Here is a 26,538-nt window from a genome sequence, read left to right as displayed (position 1 = left end):
AAAATCAACTATATTTACAAGTGTTTTATTCATATTATACAAAGTAATCTGAATGAGTGGGTCTGGTATATGGGGGTCCGGGAAGGGAGGGAAACGGCGGAGGACGGGGGAGCGGGCGGCTCGGACAGTGTTCCTGAGTCTGCCGTCTGAATTCACTTAGCTGCTGCCGGCATCCAGCCCGTCGCCAGCCAAAGGACCGATACCCGCCCCCGCAGCCCCTAACAGGAAAAGCGTCTCCCAGGGTTCTTCCCGGCCCATAGCAATCCCCCCTAATACCAGCAATCAATTTCTTCACTTTAAAGCGAAAAAGTGTTGACAATCCAAACCGGCAAACGTACAATGGATACAGAAAAAATTGCCGTTGTAAAAGCGAAACGGTGTTGGAGGAATTGTAGATATGATTATTGTAATGAAACCCGGCGCTCCGAAAGAAGCGGTCAATAATGTGGTAAAAACGATTGAAGATAACGGACTGACGCCCCATCTGTCGGAAGGAAGCCAGCTGACGATTATTGGCGTGATCGGCGATAAATCCAGATTGAATAACCGGAATCTGGAACTGGCGCCTTATGTGGATAAGATCGTTCCGGTTACGGAGAGCTATAAACTGGCAAACCGTAAGTTCCATGCGCAGCCGTCCAGAATCAGGGTGGGCAAGGCTGAGATCGGCCCGGATACACTGGCTCTCATGGCCGGTCCCTGCGCGGTTGAGAGCGAGGATCAGATTATGCTGATCGCTCAGGCTGTGAAAAAAGCGGGCGCTAATTTTTTAAGAGGCGGCGCTTATAAACCCAGGACTTCTCCTTATGCATTTCAGGGGCTTGAAGAAGAAGGGCTTAAGTATATGCAGGAGGCGGGCAGGGCCACAGGGCTTTATACCGTGTGCGAGGTGACCAGCCTGGAGGCGATCAATGCGGCGGTTAAGTACGTGGACCTGATCCAGATCGGCGCCCGGAATATGCAGAACTTCTATCTGCTGAAGGAGGCCGGGAAATGCGGGCTTCCGGTGATACTCAAACGCGGGTTGTCTGCGACGCTGGAGGAATGGCTGAATGCGGCCGAGTACATTATGTCTATGGGCAATGAAAATGTGATTCTGTGCGAGCGCGGTATCCGGACCTTTGAAACCGCTACCCGTAATACGCTGGATATCAGCGCGGTTCCGGCCCTGAAGTCCAGAACGCAGCTGCCGGTTATTATAGATCCAAGCCATGCCTGCGGAGTCCGGGCTTATGTACCGGCATTGGCGAAAGCGGCCGTTGCGGTGGGTGCGGACGGATTGATTATGGAGGTACATAATAATCCGGAATGTGCGCTCTCCGACGGCCCTCAGTCCCTTACCTTTGAACAGTTTGAGGTTTTGGCCGGTGAGCTGAAAGCTTATGCGGCGCTTTCCGGGAGGACACTGTAATGGAACAGCTGCGCATCGGTTTTATTGGCCTGGGTCTGATCGGAGGCTCTATCGCAAAGGCTGTCCGGAAGTTTTATCCGGACAGTGAGATGCTGGCTTATGATACCAACCGCACCACCTTGTCCGCCGCTCTAAAGGACGGCACCATGGATCTGGCCTGTACCAGCATTGACAGTCAGTTCGCCGGCTGCCGCTATATTTTCCTGTGCGCGCCGGTTGCCAGTAATTCTTCCTGCTTATCGGCCCTTAAGCCTTATCTTTCGAAAGATACGATATTGACGGATGTGGGAAGCGTAAAAACAGGGATTCACCGGGAGATCGCTGCCGCCGGTATGGAAGCGAATTTTATCGGCGGACATCCCATGGCCGGTTCTGAAAAATCCGGGTACGGGAACTCGAATGATCACCTGATTGAAAATGCCTATTATATACTGACTCCCACCGCGTCGGTCAGCCCTGAAAAGGTGGCGGCCTACAGCGAGCTGGTCCAATCCCTGGGGGCGATCCCCCTAATCCTTGATCATCAGGATCATGATTATATCACCGCGGTGATCAGTCATCTTCCTCATATTATCGCGTCCAGCCTGGTGAATCTGGTGAGGGATTCGGACTCTGCGGAAGGTACTATGAAGGCCATCGCCGCCGGCGGCTTCCGGGACATTACCCGAATCGCTTCTTCGTCTCCGGTTATGTGGCAGCAGATCTGTCTGGAAAACCGGGAAAATATTTTAAAAACGCTGGATGATTATATCCGTACGTTAGAGACGGCCCGGGAGGAAATCAGCCGATCCGATGAGGATTCACTTTATCAGCTTTTTGATACCGCCAGGGATTACCGCAATTCCATGCCGGAATCGTCGCTGGGACCGATCAAAAAAGCGTATGCTGTCTATTGCGATATTATCGATGAGGCAGGAGGCATCGCCACCATCGCCACGATTCTGGCCAGTAATCATATCAGTATCAAAAACATAGGGATTATTCATAACCGGGAATTTGAAGAAGGCGTCCTGCGCATTGAATTCTATGAGGAAGAGGCCTCCCGCCTTGCGGCAGAGCTTCTGCGCAAGTACCACTATACGGTTTATGAACGATAAAATGGGAGCGAAACTCTTTTTCACACCCAGACGGGTATTCTATATCGACAGATTGGAGTTTTAACTATGAATTTTCATAAAGTACATCATATAAAGGGCCAGGTTCAGGTTCCGGGGGATAAATCAATCTCTCACCGCGCCGTCATGTTCGGAGCACTGGCGAAAGGCACCACTGCCGTCACGAATTTCCTGCAGGGCGCGGATTGCCTGTCAACCATCTCCTGCTTTCAGCAGATGGGAATTCCGATTGAAAATAACGGAAACGAAGTGCGCATCCACGGAAAAGGCCTGCACGGCCTGACCAGGGCGCAGCAGCCGCTGGATGTCGGGAACAGCGGGACTACCATGCGGCTGCTGTCCGGTATCCTGGCCGGACAGGAATTCGAATCCGTACTCACGGGGGATGCTTCGATACAGCAAAGGCCGATGGGACGGGTCATCGAACCCCTCTCCCAGATGGGGGCCGGAATCATCAGTATCCCGGGCAACGGCTGCGCTCCGCTTCAGATTACCGGCGGCAGGCTTACCGGCATTCATTATCACTCAAAGGTCGCTTCCGCACAGGTCAAGTCCGCGGTCCTGCTGGCGGGTCTCTACGCAAACGGGCCTACTGCCATAACAGAACCACAGCTCTCCCGCAATCATTCGGAACTGATGCTTCGGATGCTCGGCGCCCGAGTCACATCCCAGGGTACTACCGTTTCCATACAGCCGGAACCGGAACTGGCCGGACGTCCGATCCAGGTGCCCGGTGATATCTCATCCGCCGCCTATTTTATCGCAGCTGCCCTCCTGGTCCCGGGTTCCGAAGTCCGGATAAGAAATGTGGGTATCAATCCTACCCGGGATGGAGTGCTGAGAGTCTGCCGGGATATGGGCGCTGATATAACACTGGAAAATGTCATCGACACGGATGGAGAACCTGCAGCTGATCTGATCGTCCGCCACAGCAGGCTGCACGGGACAGTCATCGGCGGTTCCATCATACCCGCTCTGATCGATGAACTGCCCATTTTGGCCGTACTAGCCTGCTTTGCCGAAGGTACAACGGTCATTCGCGATGCCCAGGAGCTGAAGGTCAAAGAGTCCAACCGGATCGACGTGATGGTAAAAAACCTTACCGCCATGGGCGCCCGTATACGCGGAACGGAGGACGGCATGATCATCGAGGGCGGATTTCCCCTTCATGGAGCGGTCATCGACAGCCGGCTGGACCATCGGATCGCCATGTCCTTTGCCATAGCAGGACTGGCCAGTGACGGAACCACACAGATCCTGGGCAGTGACTGTGTAAAGATCTCCTATCCGGAATTTTATTCTGATCTTCGGAAGCTGACTTTGTAGATGGATATATTTACTGAGGGCCGGAGTGTGCAGGCGCGAAGGCGGGTTCCGGGAGGGGGCGCAAAGGCAACAGGAGCCGAATCGCATCGGCCGGGCCTAAGAACGGGTAACTCCGAAGAGGAAGAAACCCCTGATTCGCAGGACCCGGGGCAAACTCGCCATAATACGGCTCAGACAGTGCCCCGGGTCCTGCCAGGTTTCTTCCTCTTCTGCGTAACCCGTTCTAAGGCCCGGCCTCAAGCGATTCGGCTCCTGTTACCTTTGCACCCCCTCCCGGAACCCGCCTTCGCGCCTGCACACTCCTGCTTTGGTGATAAAAATGTTTTTAACTTGACGCATAGTTGTCATATTTTAAATGGTATAATGTTTCAAAACCAGAAAGGGGAATGTATATGGCATTTGACTATAAAAAGGAATATAAAGAATTTTATCTGCCAAAAAACAAACCGGAAATCATAGAGATTCCTTCCATGAATTTTATCGCAGTCAGGGGACAGGGGGATCCGAATGAACCGGAGGGGGATTATAAAGCATCCATCGGCCTCCTCTATGGCATCGCCTTTACCCTGAAAATGAGTCCAAAGGGGGATTATAAAATTGACGGTTATTTTGATTATAAAGTTCCTCCCTTGGAGGGATTCTGGTGGATGGACGGAATGAAGGGAATCGATTATAGCCGGAAAGAACATTTTCAGTGGATATCCGTTATCAGGCTCCCTGATTTTATACAGCGTAAAGATTTCGACTGGGCGGTAATGGAAGCTACCCAAAAGAAAAAAGCAGACTATTCTAAAGTAGAATTTTTTAATTATACGGAGGGCTTGTCTGTCCAATGTATGCACATCGGACCATATGACGATGAACCACAGACCATACGTCTGATGGATGAATACGCACAGGAAAATGGTTATCAGATCGATATCACAGATGAACGTTTCCATCATGAGATCTATCTCAGTGATGTGCGCAGATGCAATCCTCAGAATTTGAAAACTGTAATCCGCCACCCCATCAAAGCATTATAAACACACTCGTGGAATGATTTTATTTAACATCACCCACAATCTAGCATACTTTACGAAGCCTGTTCCAATGCTGGGGTGATGGATTCCAGGGGATTTTACTCATGACCGCCCGGGCCTTTTTTGCGGGATGCTATTTTGCGGGACGACACTCTGGGCCTTGACGGTCAGTGTGTGGTGTCCTGCGAAAAATGGCCGGACAGGAAATGGGTTAATGCTCGTGTATTATATTGTAACACTATTATTTTACAGGCAGTCTTATCCCTTTATTCCGTATAATATAAGGAAATTTCATAGAAAAGTTAATGTTGATATGATAAAATAGAATAGATTGTTTCAATCCACGCTCGGTAATTTCACAGAATACGACTTTTATTGCTGCGTGCCTTGACCTCATGTCAGTGGGGGATACCGATTTCTCTCCGCCCACCACTGCCGTTAATCTTGTTTTGGGTGATTCATCTCGCCACCTGCAGAGGTGGGAGAATTCTCACTTATTTCGTTAAAATCATATTATTAATTGGAATTTTACGGCTTCTCAATATATGGAATTTAAATCTATGTAGCTTAAATGGACCACATGGAACATAGCGGTAGCTTAGAAGGGAATTGTAATGAAAATAAATAATAAGAAAAATCATCTGTCTCGTATGTTGTTCTTTTTCATTATGCTTCTTTTTGTTATGGGCTTAACTATGAATGTGTTCTTATGCAGTAATTATAATCTTTATGGATTATTAGATAAGACAGCTGTAATTGAGACGTGGGCAAATTCGGAAAGTATTGTTTCCAATGAAGGCGGTGACGATACTCCCCATTTTAAGGCTTCCTTTTTGGGCAAAAATAATTCTCATACTGAAACTATAACGAAGAATATATGTCCCATACCTATGATTGCAGCGATCCCCAATGGATTCAGCCTGCTTCTTTTTCTTATCATAGTTTTTCTGTTTTCCTTTTCGGCCTTCTTTATATTGTTGCCTGATGAGTGGACATTAATTAATCAAAAGGTACGTCTGGACGATTGAATCAACTCCTTTTCAAATCATTGCAAGTGTGCTGATGGTTGTAAGCCATTTTTCGAATCAAACAATGGCTTCCTTTTTGTATGCAAACAGACAGCGGATATCAGCCACTCACTTATTATGAGAGTGAAGCTAATCAGAGATTGAAATGGAGGACTATAATTGAAAGAAAAGATTTATAAATTATTTCTCATTCTAATGGTGAGTCTATCCTTGAGTTCGGGTTCCCTGGCCCAATATAAGATACGCGAGCTGCTTGAAGCTCTTTCGGGAACAGGTGATGCACAGGTGGTTCAAGAACTTGATGAAGAAGATAATGAGTCCGAAGAAATAAGAAAGAAAAATTTGCCGGAAAAATAGCCCGCACTATCCGGCGTAATAGCTGAACGCCGGATAGGAACGGCAAATTTTTTTATACTTCTTTTACTTCTTTCTGGCACATAAGCAAAAACCCCTGGAATCCCTCAAACCCGGTTCCCAGAAACGCCTCCGCCTCAAATAATAATGCAGACGATTCCGCCATTACTATCGTTCACGATCTTCTGCATCGTCTCCTGTAGCTTCACCTGGCTTTCATTGCTGATCTGTGAAATCTTCGTGCGGATTCCGTCTTCCACCAGCTGCTGTACGGATTTGCCGAATATATTCGTATCCCAGATCCCATTCTCGCCCTCGCTGTTGGCCTTAATGTATGTGATCAGATCCTGGGCCTGCTGTTCACTGCCGACGATCGGCGCGATCTCGGTCTCTATGTTGGCTTTGATCATATGAATGGACGGGGATTCGGATTTGATCTTCACGCCGAACTTGTTCCCCTGCTTGATAACGGTCGGTTCATCCAGCACGATCTCTTCCAGATTCGGCGTAACGACTCCGTAACCCTTGTAGCGCACATCGGATACGGCTTCCAGCACTTTGGCGTACTCCCTCTTCATGGCGGACAGCTCTTTGATGGTGGCGATCAGCTGGTATTCCCCGGAGATCGGGGTACCGGTCAGTTCACTTAATATCTCATAGTAGAAGCTGTCATCCACATCGATGGTGATCCGGATACAGCCGGTTGCCATATCGATCTTATCCAGTTTTGTTTTTTTCGCAAAGTCTCCGGTGAACTGGATGTTCTCATTGGTCACATCCCGGATCGTGTTTATTTTCTTCAGAAGCTCCCTGACATTGGCGATCATGTCTGCCTTTACTTTGTGGTCAGGCGGCAGCATTTCCACCCATTTGGGCATAAAAAATTCCATCTGGGCGACCGGGAATTCATATAAGATGCTTTCCATGATTTTATGTATGTCGTCTTTTCGAAGCTGCTCGCAGTTTACCGGCATGGCGATGACGCCATATTTCCCTTCGATCTCCGAAGCAACCCTCTGGGCATCCTCGCTGTAGGGCTTCTCCGAATTCACCAGCACCAGGAACGGTTTGCCCAGTTTCTTAAGCTCCAGGATCGTCTTTTCTTCCGGGGCCAGATAGCTTTCCCGGTTCAGATCACCAAAGGAGCCGTCACAGGTGATCACGATACCGATGGTGGAATGATCGTTGATGACCTTCTTCGTTCCGAGCTCCGCCGCCTGTGTAAACGGGATTTCATAGTCGAACCAGGGGGTTTTGACCATTCGCTCCGTGTCCCCCTCGATGTGTCCGGTGGCGCCATCGACCATATAGCCGACACAGTCGATCAGCCGCACTTTCACCTGTACATCTTCACCCAGGGAGATCTGCGCCGCCTCTTTCGGGATAAATTTCGGTTCCGTTGTCATGATGGTCTTTCCTGCTGCGGACTGCGGCAGTTCATCCCGTGTGCGGTTCTTGGCATGCTCATCTTCCATGTTCGGTAATACCATCAGGTCCATGAAACGTTTGATAAATGTGGATTTTCCGGTGCGTACCGGCCCTACGACCCCAAGATATATTTCTCCGTTCGTCCGGGCCTGGATGTCTTTATATACGTTAAAGCTGTCCATAAAAGTAACCCCTTCCATATGTGCTGTTACAATATATGATGGAAGGGGTTTTGATATGACAGGAAGTTCTGTATAGAGGGGACTGGCTCCTCCCTAACGCGTCAGATCTGATGAATAAACAAACCGCTGCGCAGCTTTGGCTCAAACCAGGTGGATTTCGGAGGCATCAAAAGATCTGCGTCCGCCACAGCGAAAAGCTCCTGAATAGAGGTGGGATACATGGCAAAAGCCACCTGGCTGTCGGCCGCTACACGCCGTTCCAGTTCTTTTAACCCGCGGATACCGCCGACGAAGTCGATCCTCTTATCAGTTTTCGGGTCCTGGATATTTAAAACCGGATGCAGCAGCTCCCGCTGCAGGATAGACACATCCAGCCCGTCTACCGGATGCCTGGAACGAAGCTCCTGCCTGACGGTCAGCTTATACCAGCTCTTGTCCAGATACATTCCGATCTCGCCCTTGCAGGCTGGGCGATAAGGCTCTGCCCCCACTTCTTCCAGCTCAAACGTCTCTTTTACTTTCAGCAGGAATTCCGGCACGCTCAGACCATTCAGATCTTTGATCACCCGGTTATAGTCCAGGATCATCAGCTGGTCATCCGGAAATAACACGGAGAGAAAATAATTGAATTCTTCCGTCCCATTGTAATTCGGATGCGCTTCTCTGCGCATTAAACCCACTTTCACCGCCGATGCCGCCCTATGGTGCCCGTCCGCGATGTAGATCCGGTCTTGATCCGCGAACGCTTCCCGCAGGCCCTCTACCAGTTTCCGCTCACAGATACGCCAGACACGGTGTCCCACCCCGTCCGGTGAAACGAAGTCATAAATCGGTTCTTCCCTCTTTTTCCATTTGACAATCATATTAATCCGGTCATCTGAACGATAGGCCAGGAAAATGGGACCTGTCTGGGCACTGCAGGCGTCCACATGCCGGATTCGGTCTTCTTCCTTATCCGCCCTTGTATTCTCATGCTTCTTAATCACACCGCTTAAATAGTCATCTATGGAGGAACAGGCGGCGATTCCGGTCTGGGACCGTCCGTCCATGGTCAGTTCATATATAAAATAACACTCGTCACAGTCTCTCAAAAAATATCCGTCTTCGATCATTTTCTGCAGGGTGGTACGCGCCTTTTGATACACTTTCGGATCATAGGTGTCCACCTCCGGCCCGAACTGAGTTTCGGCCCGGTCGATCTTTAAAAAGGACATCGGTTCCCGCTTTACCTCTTCCAAAGCCTCTTCCCGGTTATATACGTCATAGGGCAATGCCGCTATCCGGTCCGCCAGATCAGATCTGGGGCGGATACAGCAAAATGGTTTCACAGCTGCCATACGATTTCCTCCCTTGTTCATGATAGAACGCTCTTTTTCAACGTGATTTCCTGCTGAATGGGAAGAGACGGAAAGCAGATACCCTTCCGTCTCTATGCACCTTGCGTTACTATGAGTCTTTTCTTTGTTACTATGAATCTTTCATTAACACACTATTTTTTGATTACACGGACCTTTAACACGCCGTCAACCGCCCTTAATTTTTCGATGACCTCTTTGTTCACTGCGGTCTCCAGATCCAGAAGCGTGTAAGCGTAGTCGCCTTTGCTCTTATTTACCATGTTGGTGATATTGACATCAGCCTCAGCCAGCATGTTGGTAAACTGTCCCAGCATATTTTTTACATTTCTGTGATTGATCGCCACACGGGACACACTGTTGCATACGCCCATGTTACAGGACGGATAGTTTACGGAATTGTTGATATTCCCGTTCTCCATATAATCGACCAGTTCCTTGACCGCCATAACCGCGCAGTTGTCCTCGGCTTCCTCTGTGGAAGCGCCCAGATGGGGAATGACCAGCACGCCCTTTGCGTTGGCTACCTTGGGATTCGGGAAATCGGTGATATATTTTTTCACCTTTCCGTTTTCAAGCGCAGACAGCATTGCGTCCTCGTCTACAAGGACATCCCTGGAAAAATTCAGTATGACAACGTCGTCCTTCATCATATCGATGGCATCCTGGTTGATCATCTGCCTCGTTCCGTCGGTCAAAGGCACATGGATCGTGATATAGTCGCACTCGCTGTAGATGTCCTCCACTTTTTTGATGTGCTTGATACTTCTGGAAAGATTCCAGGCAGCATCTACGGAAATGTAAGGATCATATCCCAACACGTTCATTCCCAAATGAGTCGCCGCATTGGCCACTTTGACACCGATGGCGCCCAGGCCGATAATACCCAGCGTCTTTCCCTCGATTTCCTTTCCGGCAAACGCTTTTTTCGCTTTTTCCGTCGCTTTGGCGATATCCGGATTTTCTTTTTCTTTCTGCACCCAGTTGATGCCGCCGATGACATCTCTGGCCGCCAGGAGCATACTGGCGATCACCAGTTCCTTCACACCATTGGCATTCGCTCCGGGCGTGTTAAAGACTACGATCCCTTTTTCCGCGCATTTATCCAGCGGGATATTATTGACACCCGCTCCGGCTCTTGCGATCGCTTCCAGCGTATCCGGAAGCTCCAGGTCATGTACGCTTGCGCTTCTGACGAGAACGGCATCCGCTTCCGCGAATTCTTCTACTCTCTCATAATCATCACTGAACAAATCCAATCCTACCTTGGCGATGGGATTCAGACACTTATATTTGAACATTTTTTTGTTCCTCCTGTCTAATCAGTTTTTTATCCAAACTGTCTTTTATCTATGGACATTACCTGTCCTATTAAAACGACAAATTCGGATTACAGATTCTTTCCTTCAAATTCCTTCATGAAGGCAACCAGCTTCTCCACACCCTCGATCGGCATGGCGTTATAGATGCTGGCACGCATACCGCCAACGCTTCTGTGGCCTTTCAGGTTCTCGAATCCGGCCGCTTTGGCTTCTTTCACAAACTTGGCGTCCAGCTCTTCCTTTCCGGTTATGAAGGGCACATTCATCAGGGAACGGTCCTCTTTGCGCACCGTGCCCTGGAACAGCTTGCTCTGGTCCAGGAAATCGTACAGGATCGCGGCTTTCTTTTCATTGTGGGCTTTCATGGCCTCCAGGCCGCCCATGGACTTAATCCATTTGAAAACTTTACCGCAGATATAAATACCGTAACAAGGAGGAGTATTATAAAGGGATTTGTTATCTGCATGAATCTTATATCTGAGCATGGTGGGTGTTCCCGGGAGAACATCTTCTGTGATCAGGTCTTCCCGCACGATCGCGATGGCTACGCCGGCCGGTCCGATATTTTTCTGCACGCCGCCGTACATAATCCCGTATTTTGTGATATCCACCGGTTCGGAAAGGAAACAGGAGGACACATCCGCTACCAGGGTTTTTCCTTTGGTATTGGGAAGGGTTTTGAATTTGGTGCCATAGATCGTGTTATTTTCACATATGTACACATAGTCGGCGTCTTCGCTGACCGGCAGATCGGAACAGTCCGGAATATAGGAGAACACTTTGTCCTCGGAAGATGCGATGGCATTGGCTTTTCCATACAACTGCGCCTCTTTGAACGCTTTCTTTGCCCACTGTCCGGTTATGATATAATCGGCCACCTTATTTTTCATCAGGTTCATGGGAATCATAGCGAACTGGGTCGATGCGCCTCCCTGTAAAAACAGCACCTTGTACTGATCCGGAATCCCGATCAGATCCCGCAGGTCCGCCTCCGCCTCATTGATGATCTCTTCGTAAGCTTTGGAACGATGGCTCATCTCCATCACGGACATGCCGGTCCCCTTATAATCCAGCATCTCCTCTGCCGCTTCTTTCAGCACCGCTTCCGGCAATACCGCCGGCCCTGCTGAAAAATTATACACTCTGCTCACTTTCATTTCCTCCTTGCATTTTCATTTATCTGAATAGTTGTGGCTTTTCACGCGGCGTTTTGTCCACCGGATGACGCCGCATGTCCGCCCGGGGAGTCAGATTCACCTGCTCCCGGACGGCTGAACTATTATCAGCTCTCTGGTTCTTCCCCTGTCTCCTGAACCGGCGCTTCTTCCGGAGGGGTGACATTTTCAGGTCCGTAGTAAAAGACACAGGGCGTTCCCGTCTCAATGTTCTCAAAGATAACTTTTACCGCGCTATACGGCGTGTTAATACAGCCATGGGAACCATTTTTCACATAAATCTGCCCGCCGAAAGATTTTCTCCAGCTGGCGTCATGAATCCCGATATCTCCGGCCACAGGCATCCACATCTTCACCGGCGTCTCATAGTCTTCCCCCCGCAGCACCGCATTGCGCTGCTTATAATGGATAAAGCCCACCAACGGCGGAGTAGCCCGTTTTTCGGTCATCATTCCGCTGACGATATCGGTATCTTTTATCAGGGTTCCGTTTTTATAAAACCACATATGCTGCGTGGTCAGATTGACTTCCACATACGTATTCCCGATATCATTGGCGCCTCTTAACGCCGCCGTCTGGGAATAAATCGGTTCTCTGGTCTCACGGGCTCCTTTTTGGATCAGTTCATAGAGAGCTTCCCTTTCTTCCGCCCGATTGATCTTCCAGCCGTAGGGGCCCCCGCTGACCTCCTGGACATAGCCCCCGCTGGTCTTGAATTCCCGTTTTTTACCCACGGTATCGTAATTGACGGCCAGTTTTTTTACATAGGAAGCCACCTCGTCCTCGCTTAAAACCGCTTCATTCTGCTCGTCAATGCTGATCCACTGGTGTATCGTATCTTTATCCAGCACCTCTTTGTCCGAACCGAATTCATAGGTGATCTCCGTCTCCAGATATTTCTCAATCTGTGCCTTCGGCTTGCTGATCTTTTCGGATTCCATGGTAATCTCCGGTTTGACATAGCAGTCCGTTTCTTCCAGGGATAACTGTGTATCATTCGCGTTGACAGCGGCTATGACCTGCTCTTTCACCTGGCTTTTTACCAGTTTGTTCCCCTGCACTTCTTCCACGAAGACAAAACCGGTATCCGTGTGCTCGATATAGGCGTCCTCCGGCCCGGTCACGTTGGAAGGATCAAAGCAGGAAAGCGAATCCAGCACCTCATCCAGCTTTTCTTCCTCAAACTGCACCTTGGGCTCTATGGTAAAATTTTTATGGTCCATCAGCAGCGCCGGCCAGGCGAACGCGCTCTGTGCATCCAGGAACTCCTGCACTTCTGCAGAATAATCCCAGGTAAGCCCGATATCAGGACCGCTGATCGTCTCCGTCTGACCGGAGCGTTCCTTAAGCGTCAACTGATATTCGGATGACTTCGCAGCCAAAAGCTGTGAAACCTTCTCCGGAGAACTGCCGAAGCAGTCCACTCCGTTTATCGTGGTTCCATATAGGAAAGAATTCATGAAAAAAACGGATATGCCAATATAGGCAAGCAGCAATACCCCTAAAGGAATTCCTATGCCCAAAACCAGTTTCTTATGCGACTTCTTTGGTTTTACTCTCCGGTTGGCCTGGTCAGTCAGATCCAGGATGACCGCTTCCGCAGTTGACGCGGTTTCGCCAGCCGGATCTTTGGGTGTCTTTATTTTTTTTTCTCTCTTGGTATTATTCACTCTTCGGGTTTTGTTTTCTTCCATAATCTGCTATCTTTTTTTCATAAACTCCTCTCTGGTTTTTTTAGATATTTAGATATCTGTCCCCCACACAATATATATGACTCAGAAACAAGCATTATCCTCTATTTTCCAAATCCTGCTGGTCAAAGGATTCTTCAATCGAAGCTCCGGGCGATACCATCGGGAATACTTTATCATCACAGTCGATCTGGAAATCAATGACAACCGGCTTGTTCAAAGCGATCGCCCTCTCGATGGCAGGAGCCACCTCTTCCTTTTTACTCACCCGGATTCCTTCCGCTCCCATGGCTTCCGCCAGCTTCACAAAATCCACCGGGTCGTTTAAGACCGTATAGGAATACCGCTGCCCATAGAACAGGGTCTGCCACTGGCGGACCATACCCAGCACATGGTTATTGATCACCATCTGGATAATCGGAATATTATATCTGGTCGCTGTGGCCAGCTCATTCATATTCATCCGGAAACAGCCGTCGCCGGCGATATTGACTACCAGCTTATCCGGGCACCCCACCTTGGCTCCGATGCAGGCTCCCAGGCCGTATCCCATCGTACCGAGCCCTCCGGAGGTCAGGAACGTCCGTGGCTTCGTATACTGATAATATTGGGCGGCCCACATCTGATGCTGCCCCACATCCGTGGTAATGACAGCTTCCCCCTTTGTGATCCGATACAGCTCTTCTATAATATAAGGACAGGATAAACCATTTTCGTTATATTTTAAAGGGTATTTTTCTTTTAATTCCAAAATGTGGGATACCCAGGTGTGCCTCTGGTTCTGTTCAATCAGGGCATTCAGCCGTTTCAGCACTTCTTTTAAGTCACCGATGATGCTGAGGGACGTCATCACATTCTTGTTGATCTCCGCCGGATCCACATCGATCTGCAGCACCTTGGCGTTTCTGGCAAACCGCTTGATATTGCCCGTAACCCGGTCGCTGAACCGCACGCCCAGAGCGATCAGCAGATCGCATTCGGTTACGCCCAGATTCGAAGTCTTGGTTCCATGCATTCCCAGCATACCGGTATATAACGGATCGGTTCCGGGAAATGCCCCTTTGCCCATCAGGGAATCCGTTACCGGCGCGTGGATCTTATGCGCGAATTCTTCCACTTCCCCGCTGGCGCCGGAAATAATCGCGCCGCCGCCCACAAAGATGTACGGCCGTTTGGAGCGGTTGATCATGTCGACCGCCTCTTCCAGATGCGCCTGGACGATCGTATCCGTAACCCTGTGGATGGGGGCCGGAACCGCAGGCTCATACTCCGTGACGGCTGCCGTCACATCCTTTGTAATATCGATAAGCACCGGGCCGGGCCGGCCGGATTTGGCTATGGTAAATGCTTTGCGGATCGTATCCGCCAGCTTGGTTACATCTTTTACAATATAGTTGTGCTTGGTAATCGGCATAGTCACGCCGGCGATATCGATCTCCTGGAAGGTATCCCTGCCCAGAAGGGGTACCGCCACATTGGCGGTGATGGCGATCAGCGGCACAGAGTCCATATACGCCGTAGCGATACCGGTCACCAGGTTCGTGGCGCCCGGTCCTGAAGTGGCGAAGCACACGCCCACTTTGCCGGTGGATCTGGCATATCCGTCCGCCGCATGGGCAGCTCCCTGCTCATGGGATGTCAGGATATGGCGGATTTCACTTTGATGCTTATATAATTCATCATAGATATTCAGTATCGTACCGCCCGGATAACCGAAAACGGTGTCTACTCCCTGTTCTTTCAGACACTCTATGACGATTTCTGATCCATTTAACTGCATAGACGAAACCTCTCTTTCTATTTCTTCTGTCCCGGGACTTCCAGGACCGCGCCGCGGTTACCGCTGGTTACCATCGCCATATATCTGGCCAGGTATCCGGTGGTTATCTTCGGCTCTCTGGGCTGCCATTTTGCCCGTCTGGCTTCCAGCTCTTCCTCGGAAACCTCAAAGTTCAGCGTATTATTCGGGATATCGATCCGGATCCTATCCCCTTCTTCCACCAGCGCGATGTTACCGCCCACAGCAGCTTCCGGTGATACATGGCCCACACAGGCGCCCCTGGACGCCCCTGAGAAACGGCCGTCGGTAATCAGTGCGACGGAGGAGCCCAGTCCCATCCCCATAATCGCAGATGTGGGGTTAAGCATCTCTCTCATGCCGGGTCCCCCCTTAGGGCCTTCATAGCGGATGACCACCACGTCACCGGGGTTGATCTTTCCGCCCTTGATCGCGTCGATCGCGTCCTCTTCACAGTCAAAGACTCTGGCGGGCCCTTCATGAACCCACATCTCCGGAGCCACCGCCGAGCGTTTGACCACGCCGGAGTCCGGAGCCAGATTTCCCTTCAGTACGGCGATACCGCCGGTTTCGCTGTAAGGGTGATCGATCGGCCGGATTGTCTCGGGATCTTTATTTTCACATCCCTTAATATTTTCCGCTATGGTCTTGCCGGTTACGGTCATCAGATCCGTATAGAGCAGGCCTTTTTTGTCCAGCTCATTCATAACCGCATAGACTCCGCCCGCTTCATTCAAATCTTCCATATAAGTCGGGCCGGCCGGCGCCAGATGGCACAGGTTCGGGGTCTTTGCGCTGATCTCATTGGCAATATCCACATTTAAGTCCACACCGGCCTCATGGGCGATCGCCGGCAGGTGCAGCATGGAATTCGTGCTGCATCCCAGAGCCATATCTACAGTCAGGGCATTTAAGAACGCTTTTTCCGTCATGATATCCCTGGGTTTTATATTTTTCTCAAGAAGCTCCATCACTTTCATTCCGGCGTGTTTCGCCAGCTTAATCCGCTCGGAATACACCGCCGGGATCGTACCGTTGCCCTTAAGCCCCATGCCGATCGCTTCGGTTAAGCAGTTCATACTGTTGGCCGTATACATACCGGAGCAGGAACCGCAGGTGGGACATACCTTGTTCTCGTACTCCGTCACCTCTTCCTCCGTCATCTTCCCGGCACTGTAGGAGCCAACGGCTTCGAACATGCTGGAGAGACTTCTCTTCTGCCCGCTCACCTTGCCGGCTAACATCGGCCCGCCGCTTACGAACACAGTGGGTACGTTGATCCGGGCGGCCGCCATCAATAGTCCGGGTACATTCTTATCGCAGTTTGGCACCATCACCAGAGCGTCAAACTGATGGGCCAGGGCCATGGACTCCGTGGAATCCGCGATCAGGTCCCTGGTAACCAGAGAATATTTCATACCGGTGTGGCCCATGGCGATTCCGTCACAAACCGCGATCGCCGGAAATACGATGGGCGTTCCTCCGGCCATAGCCACTCCAATTTTTACCGCTTCCACAATCTTATCCAGGTTCATATGTCCCGGGACGATCTCATTATACGAGCTGACAATCCCCACCAGCGGCCGTTCCAGCTCTTCCTTCGTAAGTCCCAGCGCGTTAAACAAAGACCGGTGCGGGGCTTGCTGCATACCTGTTTTTACTGAATCACTTCTCATATCCATTCCCCTTTACTGTACCTGTTTTCTTGTACATCAATTCTTTTGCACATATATACCTATTTGTCATCTGTTTTCAGCCAGATTCTCTGCGCGATCAGTCCTCCTGTTTCATTCAGATCCTCTGCACGATCAGATCTCCCATCTGCGCAGTCCCAACCTGAGCGCAGCCTTCCGATGCGATATCCACCGTCCGGTATCCTTCCTTCAGCACCTGCTTCACGGCCGCTTCCACCGCATCCGCCTCCTGGTCCAGATCCAGGGAGTATCGGAGCAGCATCGCCGCGGACAGAATCGTGGCGATCGGATTGGCGATTCCTTTACCGGCGATATCCGGAGCCGATCCATGGCTGGGCTCATACAGTCCAAGCTTCGTATCATTTAAGCTGGCGGATGACAGCATACCGATGGAACCGGTCACCATGCTGGCCTCATCGGAAAGAATATCCCCGAACATATTCTCCGTCAGGATCACATCAAACTGGCCCGGATTCTTCACCAGCTGCATGGCGCAGTTGTCCACCAGCATATGCTCCAAAGTCACATCCGGATAATCCGCAGCCACTTCCTGAACCACTTTTCTCCACAATCTGGAGGAATCCAGCACATTGGCCTTGTCCACGCTGGTCACTTTCCTGCGTCTTTTTCTGGCTACGTCAAATCCTCTTATGGCAATTCTTCTGATTTCGTTTTCGTTATATGTAAGCGTATCGACAGCTGTCGTGAGACCATTTTCTTCAAATGTTTTACGTTCTCCGAAATATAGACCTCCGGTCAGTTCCCTCATAATCAACATGTCGAATCCGTCGCCGATGATTTCGTCCCGAAGCGGGCAGGCGGCTTTTAATTCATCATACAGAACAGCCGGTCTTAGATTTGCAAATAGATTTAATTCTTTTCTGATTTTCAGCAGTCCGGCTTCCGGGCGCAGCTCCGGTGCCAGCTTATACCAGGGCGAGGTGGTCGTATCCCCCCCTATGGAGCCCATCAAAACCGCGTCACTCTTCTTCGCGGCGGCTACAGTCTCATCTGTCAGCGGGACTCCGGTGGCATCGATGGAGGCGCCTCCTAACAGCAATTCCTGATATTCAAACTCATGCCCATATTTTTCAGCAATCCGGTCCAATACCTTCCTGGCCTCAGCTACAATCTCGGGGCCAATCCCGTCTCCCGGAATCAACGCAATATGATAGTTCATTGTCCTCTCTCCTTTGTTTCTTTCACCTAAATAGAGTTCCGCCTGCGAAACTCTTTGCCAGCGGCGGGCCGTGCAAGCGGCTTTTTCCGTTCCCGCAGTGCGATCCCCCCGGTGGCGCTCTTTATTCATTAGGAACACTTACCTATTGAAAAAAAGCGATATTAGTATCATGATAGCCTATTTCTTTCGAGATTTCAACTATTTCTTCAATATAACCGGGGCCAACCGGGTCCAACATTCTTCAATTAACCAGGGTCACGAGCCGGTATTGGGATTGTTGGGTATGTTACAGTATGCTCCTATTCCCGAAAAAGCAGGTATTGCCGCAGATCGTTTCGTTCCAGGATTAACTACATTCATATCCATGATTTACTATATTCATATCCGGGATTTACTATCTTCTTAGTTTAGTGTTATTATTTTCTTACAATAGAGTTATTATCTTCTTACAATAAAGTTATTATCATCTTAGTATAGATTATTATCTTCTAATCCCGTACTTAATAACTTCCTATTATATATGCAGCAGCGTCATAGGAATACGCTGCTGTGAGACCCTTTGCAGGCTTTTTTATCCGACAGGGTACTTATTTCCCCAACCAAAAAACACCTCCCAAGCATCTAAGCTTGAGAGGTATAAAGGCTGTGGTAAAGCTCATCCGTCACAGGCTCCAGCCACTCATTGGAAGTATCCACACCCGGACATTCTACGGCCAGATGGCTGAACCAAGTGTCCGCTTTCGCTCCGTGCCAGTGTTTTACTCCCGCGGGGATCGTAACGACGCTTCCCGGTTTTAAACACTGTGCGTCCTTCCCCTCCTCCTGATACCAGCCTTCGCCATCCACACAGATGAGCAGCTGGCCGCCGCCCGTTTTTGCATGATGGATATGCCAGTTGTTCCGGCAGCCCGGTTCAAAGGTCACGTTCGCAACAAATACGGTTTTCTTTGGATCAGTCAGTGGTTTCAGATAACTGTTGCCAATGAAATACCGGGCGTATGCGGTATTCGGCTCACCCAATCCGAAAAAACCTCCATGCTCCCCGGTATCCGGGCCCTCCTCATACACCTCCTTTGCCATGCGAAATGCCGCCCATGCATTAGGCCAACCGGCATAGAAAGCAAGATGTGTCAGAATTTCCGCCATTTCCGTCCTCGTAACACCATTTTTACGGGCCGCTGACAAATGATAGTTCAGGGAGCTGTCCACGATTCCTTTACTGATGAGCGCTGTCATTGTTACAATGGAGCGCATCTTCAGGGATAGCTTATCCTCCCTGGCCCAGACTTCCCCAAATAGCACATCATCATTTAATTCGGCAAATTTCGGTGCGAAGTCATTTAAGGCATCTCTGCCCGCTGTTTGTTTTTCCATAATCGTATCCTCCCGTTTTCTCATCGATAATTTACATTTTATTGCAATCTGGCCCTGAAAAACTCCGTCATCTGTTCAAATGGGATGATATCCATCTGATCGTAGAGGTCTGTATGGACGGCCCCGGGGATAATAAGAAGTTCCTTGTTGTCACCCTTCAGTTTTTTAAAGGCATCCTTACTAAAATAGCAGGAATGGGCCTTTTCACCATGGATCAGGAGAACTGCACTGCGGATTTCGCTGCTATACTGCAGAATAGGCATATTTAAGAACGGCAAAGCGGATGTTATATTCCAGCCGTCATTGGAATTCAAGGATCTCTCGTGGTAACCGCGGCTTGTCTTATAATAATCATGATAGTCTTTTACATAGAACGGCGCGTCCGCCGGCAGAGGGTCCACAACACCGCCTCCCCTTGCATATTCTCCAGTTTTGTAATCGCTGGTTCTTTGCGCGTTCAGGGCTTTCCGTTTCTCATAACGGGCCTCTTCGCTGTCCTCGGAATCAAAATACCCTTTTGCGTTTACCCGGCACATATCATACATGGTAGATGCAGCCACTGCTTTAATTCTCGTATCGATGGCGGCCGCATTTAACGCCATCCCTCCCCAGCCGCAGATACCGATAATACCTATTTTTTCAGGATATTTCTCTTCCATTTTTATCCTCTTCCATTATTTGATGGATGCTCCCATGTCATAGGCCTTTTTCAGTGACGGATGGTCTTTTATTTCACCCGCATCATTTACCCCTCCGGCGAATACCTTGCCGGATAAATGGCATTTGTCATAACAGGCGATCCAGCCTTCCAGGCCCTGGACCGCTCTTTCGTCCACACCCTCCTCATCCTCCGCCGCCGAGGACAGGAAATAAATATCCCGAAACGCATAGTCTGCCGAGTAGAGCGCATTCGCACGGTCGAGCAATGTTTTCATCTGTCCGCTCATTTCATAATAGTAAATCGGAGTGACAAATACGATTACATCTGCTGTTTTCATTTTCTCCGCGATCTCAACCGCATCATCTTTTATGACACAGCGGTGCAGCGTCAGACAGTTCAGACAGCCTTTACAAAAAGCGATGGACTTGTCCTTTAACGTTATTTTTTCCACATCATTCCCTGCCGCTTTCGCCCCCTCTATGAAAGAATCTGCCAGTATCTCCGAGTTGCTGTGATTTCTTAAGCTGGTGCTGATAACAAGAACTTTCCTGGTCATGTATATCCTCCTTAAATGTCAGATTGATCTTTTTACCAATCTGTGATATTATCATGATAATACCTAAACCTAACTTCAGGTCAAGATCTATTTTTGCATTTTTCCATTTTTTCATTTTTGTGTTTTTGATCTATTAACTATTAACCTATTTTTAAACTATTAAATCTGTTTCTGTGAGGTAAATCTTATGTATACGATAGGACAAGTATCGACGATGTTCCAGCTGCCGGTTTCCACCCTCCGCTACTATGACAAAGAGGGCCTGTTTCCCGACATAAAGCGTTCTTCAGGTATCCGCAAATTCTCTGAGAAGGAACTGGAAGCCCTTCGGGTAATCGAATGCCTGAAAAAATCCGGCATGGAAATAAAAGATATTAAAAAATTTATGGAATGGTGCTCCGAGGGAAGCCGGACTTACCCACAGCGGCTGGAGCTTTTCCTTAACCAAAAAGAAGTGGTGGAAGCTGAAATAAGGAGACTGGAAAAAGTGCTGGATATGCTCCGGTTCAAATGCTGGTACTACGAACAGGCACTAAAAGACGGCAACGAGGACCGTCTGAACGAAATGCTGCCGGATAAACTGCCGGGTGAAATGCAGGCCATTTATAACCGTGCCCATATTGATCACCCTCCCGTTCATCCCTGAAGATTGTTCCGTGGCGCTTACATTCATTCCTCGGTACCCGTATTCGGTGAAGTGTTGTCGATAATCGTCCACTCGCCGGTTTCTGTGTCCTGGGTTAAGTAAAAATACTGTTCCGTGTAACCGTCATCAATAAAAGTCTTTGTGTGGTCGTACTCCACATAATATTTAGCCCACACAACGACAAAGTTTTCTGCAAGATACCCGTTTGTCCACCCCCGGGCTTCTGCGAGCTCGCTGCCGGAATACATAGCCGTTACACGCGCTGTTTCATTATAATCCACCTTAATCTCCTCAACGCGCACACTGATCGTATACTCCTTGCCGATTTGATTTTCAATCGCACTTTGAACGGTTTCGGTTGGATTGGCAGACGGCTTTTGCAGCCACGGGTCAAACAGCCCAAGTTCATAAGCGGCAAAACCGCAAAGAGCTAATAATGCGATAAAAGCAGCAGCCAGGATAATTATTTTTTGGGGACTGGGATATTTTATTGCGGAGCGGTTCTTGCCGTAAGATATGGCTTCTTCAATATACTTGTCGTCAATCTCGCTCATAGCGTAAGAAAAAATCTTTGTGTTCATACGAACACCTCTCTTTCAATCAGATATTGTTTCAGCTTCTGACGGGTACGGGCAAGCCGGACAGATATGTTTTTTTCGGTCAGTCCTACACGTTTGGCTATGTCCTTGTAACTATCGGAAAACCAATAGCGGCGCATGAAGATCACGCGGTTTTCTACTGTAAGCGTATCTAGAAAACTTTCAATGATACGGGCTAATTCCCTTGCTTCAATCTCCATTTCAACTGTGTTCGGTGAGGATAGCTGGAAGTTCAGTTCTTCCATCGCAATATCATAGGTGCTGTTCCTTTTCGCCGCTTCCTTTCGGTAATAGAGTTTCAAAGAAATGTTCCGAACGATTTTGCAGATGTATGCTTGTAAAGGATTCGGTTTTGCCGGCGGTATTGCATTCCATGCGCCTAAATAAGCGTCGTTCACACATTCTTCCGCGTCCGGCCAGCTATTCAAAATATTGTGTGAGAGCCTATGGCAAACTTTGCCGTATTTTATATCCAGCTCTCGTATAGCCTGTTCTGAACGCTCGAAAAACAATTTAATGATTATTTCATCTCCTGCCAATCATATCTCCTCCTTTCCGGCTTCACTATATAACTACGGTTTTAGCCGGAAAAACTACATCCTACACAAAATTTCTATGATATAAAAACGCTGCCGCGTCTGCGATGATTCCATCGCAGACGCGGCAGCAGCCTGTCTGTTTTTAAAACAATCTTATTCGATTTCCGCTTTTTCCACATCTGCGATCGCGGATTTTTTCATTGGAATCCTGCAGTTTTTGTTACTGCCGAATTCTACGATCACATCTTCGTCGGTAATATCGATAATGACGCCATAAAATCCGCTGGTAGTGATGACGCTGTCGCCGATTTCAACAGAGGACAGCAGTGCGGCCATTCTCTTTTGCTCTTTTTTCTGAGGACGGATCGCGATGAAATACATCAGACCGCCAAATACAACAACATAAAAAATCAACAGCACCCAGGGACTGCCTCCGCTTTGTGTTGCTAATAACATAATAGTTCCTCCTAATCTCACTATAATCTCTCCTGGTATTTTTACCCATTACGTCCATTCTACACAATTGCCAAAGATTCATCAAGTACTTTCTTAGATTTTATATTTTTTTAATATATGGGAGGGACAGGCACCTTTTCGGTAAGAAAGACAACTCTCCCCTGAGAACCGCCCATTTACTCTCCCGCACGCATGCGGGCTATTTTCTCCCTCTTATATTCCTGGTAACGCCCGGCATCAATCGCGTCGCGTATTTCAGCCATCATCGTGTTATAGAAATAGAGATTATGGAGGACACATAGGCGCATGCCCAGCATCTCTTTGGCCTTCAGCAGGTGCCGGATGTAGGCCCGGCTGTATCTGCGGCAGGCAGGACACTGGCACCCCTCTTCCAGCGGGCGGGAATCCAGTTCGTATTTGGCATTGAACAGATTTAACTTGCCGCGGTTCGTATATACATGGCCGTGCCGACCGTTTCGGGTGGGATATACACAGTCGAAGAAGTCCACACCCCGGTCCACGCCTTCCAAGATATTTTCCGGAGTTCCGACTCCCATCAGATAGGTAGGCTTATCCACCGGCAGATGGGGGACCGTCGCGTCCAGAATCCGGTACATCTCTTCGTGGCTCTCTCCTACGGCCAGACCGCCGATCGCATAACCATCCAGATCAAGGGCAGCGATCTCTTTCGCATGGGCGATGCGGATATCCTCGAAGATGGCTCCCTGATTGATTCCAAACAGCATTTGATGGGGATTAATGGTCTCGGGCAGGGAATTCAGTCTCGCCATCTCCTCTTTGCAGCGCAGAAGCCATCGGGTAGTCCGGGCTACGGAATCTTCCACGTATTTGCGCTCCGCCACACTGGACGGACACTCGTCGAAGGCCATCGCGATGGTGGAAGCCAGGTGGGATTGGATCTGCATGCTCTGTTCCGGGCCCATGAAGATCTTGCGGCCATCGATATGTGAATGGAAGTAGACCCCCTCCTCCTTGATTTTCCGAAGCCCTGCCAGGGAAAACACCTGGAATCCGCCGGAGTCGGTCAAGATCGGTTTGTCCCAGACCATAAATTTGTGCAGGCCGCCCATTTTATAGACGACATCATCTCCGGGCCTGACGTGCAGATGATAGGTATTGGATAATTCCACCTGGGTGCCGATGGCGTTCAGATCTTCCGTGGATACGGCTCCTTTAATAGCCGCCGCGGTTCCGACATTCATAAATACAGGGGTCTGAATCACGCCGTGAACGGTGTGGAACTCCCCTCTTTTTGCTTTTTCGTCCTGTTTTAGTAATCGGTACATTTTATTCTCCATGATTTATAAGTTGTAGTGTTTCCTAATATTCTGTTAGAGTGTACCATATACCTGGTCAAGATTCAATAGAGAGGGTTGCCGGCTCATACCGCTTCCTCTTTCGAAAAACGGCAGGTAAGCAGATAGACGAGATCGTAGGTGCGCAGTGTCTCTTTGTCCGTGGGATCTATGGAGATTAGTTCCAGCCGGTTATCTGCATCCATAATCAGCTGGGCCAGTACGATCGGCCGGCCTTCTTCTATGACCGTTTCTTTTTCTGTGGGTAGTTCTCCAAGGCAGCCGTAGGCTGCCCCGATAAATTCGGGTTCCCGGGGCAGCCTTATACTCCACTTGGTTGTAACCGCTGCTTCCGGATTCGTGCGTTTTCGGAAGAATCCCTCCGGTATCTGGCGGATACCGGCGCGCCATCCGATCTCCTGGTTTTCCTGAAAGATTGCGTCGGAGTCAAAGGCAGCTGTAAGTTCCCCTTTTGTCTCCCTTAAGGGCAGCGTCTGCTCACCCAGGATGTCCTGTAGTTCCCCTTTTTCCCACATCTCCAGCTGCAGCGTTACTCTGCGGTATGATCCATCGATTTCATAGGAATATTTGGCGGCAGTACCGCTCATTTCCCTGTTGGTGATTTCATTTTCTTCCTCCTGCGTCAGGTCGAGCCTTGTCAAAAGATCCCGGCCGGCTCCTGGCTGCTGCAGCTTGAACAGACTGCCTGTCAAAAGCAGGAGGAGCGCTGCCGTTATCGCTGCCGCCACCGCTGTGCCAAGCCGTTTTTTCCGTCCGTTCATCACATTTCTCAGGCGTCCTTCCAGCGATTTCCTGTTTTCTGAAAATCCGGTAGGAAACACACCGCCCGGCTGTTCTGCGTAAGAGACCGCAGAAAGGAGAACCTGCGCATACGTTTTTTTCCCGTAGGGGCCGGTATCTTTTATGACCAGCTCATCGCAGCGGCACTCCATATCCTTGTACGCCTCCCGGCGCATCAGATACACCAGGGGATGGAACCAGTAGAGCGCGTTTACAATCAGGAACAGAAGCTTATACCAGAGATCATGCTGCCTGATATGATACAATTCGTGTTTTAACAGGCAGCTCAGCTCCTGTTCTTCCATCTTCCGTTCCGGCAGGCAGATCCGGGGCCGGATGTATCCATAGGCACAGGGAAGGCTTATTTCGCTGCTCCAAACCAGCGCGATCCGGTCAGGCTCTAAGCCCAGCTGCCCACAAAGTTTTAAAAAAGTGTTCCGGACCACAGGGTCGGTGACCTCTCCGGCACTCTTCTTTAATTTCTGTGAGAACGAGAGATATCCGGTCAGGCAGAACAGGATAAAAACAATGGCCGTCAGCGCCCATATCCACATCAGAACTGTAAGCATATTGGAGTCACCTGCTGCTGCCGCGTCTTTTCCCGGTTTGCCGGCCGATCCTTCCGCTTCCCTTTCGCCAGCCTGATACAGCCCGATTCCGTCTCCCTTCATAACCTGGCCTGCCGGTTCCCTTTCCGGGACTGCCGCGGCGGCGGTCCGCATTTCTCCATCCGGAATCCGCACGTGAAATACCGCCTCCGGAAACGGAATCGGAATCAGCAGGCGGACGGCCAGCATGAACCAGATTCCTTTTTTCCAGCTCATGCGGATCCGCTGGTTCAGGAATCCGGAAAACAGCAGCAGCGGCAGAAGGAGTGCTCCAGCGGTAACAGACACAGCCGCCATGTTCAGAAAAAGTTCAGTCATGGATATCCTCCTCTCCCGCCAGCTCATCGATCATCTTTCTGAGTTCCAGCAGATCCTCTTTTTGTATCGCTCTGCCATTGTATAAGGATGCTACCATATCCGGAAAGGAGTTTCGGTACAGCTTTTTCAGCATGGTTTTCCCCTCTGCCGCCTTATACGCTTCTTCTGATACGGCTGGGCGGTAATAATTATTGCGCCCCTGTTTATCACAGATCAGGAACCCTTTCTGTGTCAGCCGGGACAGCACGGTCATCAATGTGGGAAGCGCCCAGGCCCGGCCCGTCTGCTTAGACAGGATATAGCTTGCGCTTACCGGTTCCTTACATTTCCACACGACCTGCATAATCTCCAGCTCCGCTTCCGGCAGATGCTTCCCGCATACCCTGTTATGATTTGATTCTTTGGTTCCCATACCGATATAGTCCCTCCTTTTCCGGCAGAATTTCTATTTATACACATGTATAATTATAATCATATTATACAAGTGTATAATACGATTGTCAATGTATGTGCAGAAAATTTTGGGAGGGGACTGGCATCTTTCGGCAGTAAAGGGAAACCTTCCGGCAACTGCGTGGAGAAA

23 protein-coding genes and 1 pseudogene are annotated in these 26,538 nt (G+C 49.5%); 7 read left to right on the top strand and 17 right to left on the bottom strand.

What is annotated here, in order from left to right:
• Positions 1-397: 397 nt before the first annotated feature.
• The 6 genes from aroF to ABC831_RS15230 all read left to right on the top strand — a co-directional run bounded on the left by aroF (position 398) and on the right by ABC831_RS15230 (position 6,259).
• Positions 398-1,411: a 3-deoxy-7-phosphoheptulonate synthase gene (aroF, locus tag ABC831_RS15255; RefSeq protein ID WP_343248967.1), complete on the top strand. Its 1,014-nt coding sequence runs from the start codon at positions 398-400 to the stop codon at positions 1,409-1,411.
• Positions 1,411-2,508, top strand: a complete 1,098-nt coding sequence (locus ABC831_RS15250; protein WP_343248966.1) for a prephenate dehydrogenase/arogenate dehydrogenase family protein — start codon at positions 1,411-1,413, stop codon at positions 2,506-2,508. Before aroF ends, ABC831_RS15250 begins: the two co-directional genes overlap by 1 nt.
• 66 nt (positions 2,509-2,574) lie before the next feature.
• Positions 2,575-3,852 carry a 3-phosphoshikimate 1-carboxyvinyltransferase gene (gene aroA / locus ABC831_RS15245; protein ID WP_343248965.1) on the top strand — a complete coding sequence of 426 codons (1,278 nt, stop codon included), beginning with the start codon at positions 2,575-2,577 and terminating at the stop codon, positions 3,850-3,852.
• 392 nt (positions 3,853-4,244) lie between these two features.
• Positions 4,245-4,877 (top strand): GyrI-like domain-containing protein, encoded by a 633-nt coding sequence (locus ABC831_RS15240; protein ID WP_343248964.1) that lies wholly within the window; start codon positions 4,245-4,247, stop codon positions 4,875-4,877.
• A gap of 611 nt (positions 4,878-5,488) precedes the next feature.
• Positions 5,489-5,902, top strand: a complete 414-nt coding sequence (locus ABC831_RS15235) for a hypothetical protein (RefSeq protein ID WP_343248963.1) — start codon at positions 5,489-5,491, stop codon at positions 5,900-5,902.
• Between the two features lie 159 nt (positions 5,903-6,061).
• Positions 6,062-6,259 (top strand): hypothetical protein, encoded by a 198-nt coding sequence (locus ABC831_RS15230; protein ID WP_343248961.1) that lies wholly within the window; start codon positions 6,062-6,064, stop codon positions 6,257-6,259.
• A 134-nt stretch (positions 6,260-6,393) separates the two neighbouring features.
• Here ABC831_RS15230 and spoIVA read toward each other — a convergent pair whose 3' ends face one another.
• The 11 genes and pseudogenes from spoIVA to ABC831_RS15175 form a co-directional block, all read right to left on the bottom strand.
• Positions 6,394-7,866, bottom strand: a complete 1,473-nt coding sequence (spoIVA, locus tag ABC831_RS15225) for a stage IV sporulation protein A (protein WP_343248960.1) — start codon at positions 7,864-7,866, stop codon at positions 6,394-6,396.
• Positions 7,867-7,967: 101 nt separating this feature from the next.
• Positions 7,968-9,203, bottom strand: coding sequence for a DUF1015 domain-containing protein (locus tag ABC831_RS15220; protein WP_343248959.1), 1,236 nt, complete (start codon positions 9,201-9,203; stop codon positions 7,968-7,970).
• Positions 9,204-9,355: 152 nt separating this feature from the next.
• Positions 9,356-10,522: a phosphoglycerate dehydrogenase gene (locus tag ABC831_RS15215; RefSeq protein ID WP_343248958.1), complete on the bottom strand. Its 1,167-nt coding sequence runs from the start codon at positions 10,520-10,522 to the stop codon at positions 9,356-9,358.
• Positions 10,523-10,611: 89 nt separating this feature from the next.
• Positions 10,612-11,694: a 3-phosphoserine/phosphohydroxythreonine transaminase gene (serC, locus tag ABC831_RS15210; RefSeq protein WP_343248957.1), complete on the bottom strand. Its 1,083-nt coding sequence runs from the start codon at positions 11,692-11,694 to the stop codon at positions 10,612-10,614.
• Positions 11,695-11,825: 131 nt separating this feature from the next.
• On the bottom strand, positions 11,826-13,412 hold the full coding sequence (locus tag ABC831_RS15205; RefSeq protein WP_343248956.1) for a L,D-transpeptidase family protein: 1,587 nt from the start codon (positions 13,410-13,412) through the stop codon (positions 11,826-11,828).
• A 94-nt stretch (positions 13,413-13,506) separates the two neighbouring features.
• A complete protein-coding gene (gene ilvB, locus ABC831_RS15200; RefSeq protein ID WP_343248955.1) occupies positions 13,507-15,189 on the bottom strand; it encodes a biosynthetic-type acetolactate synthase large subunit in 1,683 nt (560 codons plus the stop codon).
• A gap of 17 nt (positions 15,190-15,206) precedes the next feature.
• Entirely contained in the window at positions 15,207-16,883 is a 1,677-nt protein-coding gene (gene ilvD, locus ABC831_RS15195) for a dihydroxy-acid dehydratase (RefSeq protein WP_343248954.1), read from the bottom strand.
• Between the two features lie 115 nt (positions 16,884-16,998).
• Positions 16,999-18,081, bottom strand: a complete 1,083-nt coding sequence (gene leuB, locus ABC831_RS15190) for a 3-isopropylmalate dehydrogenase (RefSeq protein ID WP_343248953.1) — start codon at positions 18,079-18,081, stop codon at positions 16,999-17,001.
• Positions 18,082-18,702: 621 nt separating this feature from the next.
• Entirely contained in the window at positions 18,703-19,455 is a 753-nt protein-coding gene (locus tag ABC831_RS15185; protein WP_343248952.1) for a carboxymuconolactone decarboxylase family protein, read from the bottom strand.
• Positions 19,456-19,493: 38 nt separating this feature from the next.
• Positions 19,494-20,099 (bottom strand): annotated as a pseudogene (locus tag ABC831_RS15180) (alpha/beta hydrolase); the annotation flags it as partial.
• A 30-nt stretch (positions 20,100-20,129) separates the two neighbouring features.
• Positions 20,130-20,672 (bottom strand): flavodoxin family protein, encoded by a 543-nt coding sequence (locus ABC831_RS15175; protein ID WP_343248951.1) that lies wholly within the window; start codon positions 20,670-20,672, stop codon positions 20,130-20,132.
• A 187-nt stretch (positions 20,673-20,859) separates the two neighbouring features.
• Here ABC831_RS15175 and ABC831_RS15170 point away from each other — a divergent pair, with 187 nt between their 5' ends.
• Complete coding sequence (locus tag ABC831_RS15170; RefSeq protein WP_343248950.1) at positions 20,860-21,318, top strand: MerR family transcriptional regulator; 459 nt, start codon at positions 20,860-20,862, stop codon at positions 21,316-21,318.
• A gap of 23 nt (positions 21,319-21,341) precedes the next feature.
• On the opposite strand, the gene ABC831_RS15165 is transcribed toward ABC831_RS15170, so the two are convergent.
• The 6 genes from ABC831_RS15165 to ABC831_RS15140 form a co-directional block, all read right to left on the bottom strand.
• Positions 21,342-21,899 (bottom strand): hypothetical protein, encoded by a 558-nt coding sequence (locus tag ABC831_RS15165; protein WP_343248949.1) that lies wholly within the window; start codon positions 21,897-21,899, stop codon positions 21,342-21,344.
• Positions 21,896-22,456 carry an RNA polymerase sigma factor gene (locus tag ABC831_RS15160; RefSeq protein ID WP_343248948.1) on the bottom strand — a complete coding sequence of 187 codons (561 nt, stop codon included), beginning with the start codon at positions 22,454-22,456 and terminating at the stop codon, positions 21,896-21,898. The genes ABC831_RS15165 and ABC831_RS15160 overlap by 4 nt, the downstream gene beginning before the upstream one ends.
• A 153-nt stretch (positions 22,457-22,609) precedes the next feature.
• Positions 22,610-22,912, bottom strand: coding sequence for a preprotein translocase subunit YajC (gene yajC / locus ABC831_RS15155; RefSeq protein ID WP_343248947.1), 303 nt, complete (start codon positions 22,910-22,912; stop codon positions 22,610-22,612).
• Positions 22,913-23,088: 176 nt separating this feature from the next.
• On the bottom strand, positions 23,089-24,219 hold the full coding sequence (gene tgt / locus ABC831_RS15150; protein ID WP_343248946.1) for a tRNA guanosine(34) transglycosylase Tgt: 1,131 nt from the start codon (positions 24,217-24,219) through the stop codon (positions 23,089-23,091).
• A 95-nt stretch (positions 24,220-24,314) separates the two neighbouring features.
• The gene (locus ABC831_RS15145) at positions 24,315-25,955 is read right to left on the bottom strand and encodes a M56 family metallopeptidase (RefSeq protein ID WP_343248945.1); all 1,641 of its coding nucleotides are present in this window, start codon (positions 25,953-25,955) and stop codon (positions 24,315-24,317) included.
• Positions 25,948-26,367 (bottom strand): BlaI/MecI/CopY family transcriptional regulator, encoded by a 420-nt coding sequence (locus ABC831_RS15140; RefSeq protein WP_343248944.1) that lies wholly within the window; start codon positions 26,365-26,367, stop codon positions 25,948-25,950. The genes ABC831_RS15145 and ABC831_RS15140 overlap by 8 nt, the downstream gene beginning before the upstream one ends.
• Between the last annotated feature and the right edge of the window lie 171 nt (positions 26,368-26,538).

This window comes from Diplocloster hominis, from assembly GCF_032380655.1.
Lineage (GTDB): Bacteria > Bacillota > Clostridia > Lachnospirales > Lachnospiraceae > Diplocloster > Diplocloster hominis.
The sequence above is the reverse complement of the archived record's forward strand: the minus strand, read 5'-3'. Positions and strand labels throughout refer to the sequence as shown.

Excerpts from the sequence above, each read along its gene's own strand:
- ilvD (WP_343248954.1), bottom strand. The coding sequence starts at position 16,883 with ATGAGAAGTGATTCAGTAAAAACAGGTATGCAGCAAGCCCCGCACCGG.
- yajC (WP_343248947.1), bottom strand. The coding sequence starts at position 22,912 with ATGTTATTAGCAACACAAAGCGGAGGCAGTCCCTGGGTGCTGTTGATT.
- ABC831_RS15185 (WP_343248952.1), bottom strand. The coding sequence starts at position 19,455 with ATGGAAAAACAAACAGCGGGCAGAGATGCCTTAAATGACTTCGCACCG.
- aroF (WP_343248967.1), top strand. The coding sequence starts at position 398 with ATGATTATTGTAATGAAACCCGGCGCTCCGAAAGAAGCGGTCAATAAT.
- ABC831_RS15235 (WP_343248963.1), top strand. The coding sequence starts at position 5,489 with ATGAAAATAAATAATAAGAAAAATCATCTGTCTCGTATGTTGTTCTTT.
- aroA (WP_343248965.1), top strand. The coding sequence starts at position 2,575 with ATGAATTTTCATAAAGTACATCATATAAAGGGCCAGGTTCAGGTTCCG.
- spoIVA (WP_343248960.1), bottom strand. The coding sequence starts at position 7,866 with ATGGACAGCTTTAACGTATATAAAGACATCCAGGCCCGGACGAACGGA.
- ABC831_RS15145 (WP_343248945.1), bottom strand. The coding sequence starts at position 25,955 with ATGACTGAACTTTTTCTGAACATGGCGGCTGTGTCTGTTACCGCTGGA.
- ABC831_RS15140 (WP_343248944.1), bottom strand. The coding sequence starts at position 26,367 with ATGGGAACCAAAGAATCAAATCATAACAGGGTATGCGGGAAGCATCTG.
- tgt (WP_343248946.1), bottom strand. The coding sequence starts at position 24,219 with ATGTACCGATTACTAAAACAGGACGAAAAAGCAAAAAGAGGGGAGTTC.
- leuB (WP_343248953.1), bottom strand. The coding sequence starts at position 18,081 with ATGAACTATCATATTGCGTTGATTCCGGGAGACGGGATTGGCCCCGAG.
- ABC831_RS15205 (WP_343248956.1), bottom strand. The coding sequence starts at position 13,412 with ATGGAAGAAAACAAAACCCGAAGAGTGAATAATACCAAGAGAGAAAAA.
- ABC831_RS15175 (WP_343248951.1), bottom strand. The coding sequence starts at position 20,672 with ATGACCAGGAAAGTTCTTGTTATCAGCACCAGCTTAAGAAATCACAGC.
- ABC831_RS15240 (WP_343248964.1), top strand. The coding sequence starts at position 4,245 with ATGGCATTTGACTATAAAAAGGAATATAAAGAATTTTATCTGCCAAAA.
- ABC831_RS15250 (WP_343248966.1), top strand. The coding sequence starts at position 1,411 with ATGGAACAGCTGCGCATCGGTTTTATTGGCCTGGGTCTGATCGGAGGC.
- ABC831_RS15215 (WP_343248958.1), bottom strand. The coding sequence starts at position 10,522 with ATGTTCAAATATAAGTGTCTGAATCCCATCGCCAAGGTAGGATTGGAT.
- ABC831_RS15220 (WP_343248959.1), bottom strand. The coding sequence starts at position 9,203 with ATGGCAGCTGTGAAACCATTTTGCTGTATCCGCCCCAGATCTGATCTG.
- ilvB (WP_343248955.1), bottom strand. The coding sequence starts at position 15,189 with ATGCAGTTAAATGGATCAGAAATCGTCATAGAGTGTCTGAAAGAACAG.
- ABC831_RS15170 (WP_343248950.1), top strand. The coding sequence starts at position 20,860 with ATGTATACGATAGGACAAGTATCGACGATGTTCCAGCTGCCGGTTTCC.
- ABC831_RS15165 (WP_343248949.1), bottom strand. The coding sequence starts at position 21,899 with ATGAACACAAAGATTTTTTCTTACGCTATGAGCGAGATTGACGACAAG.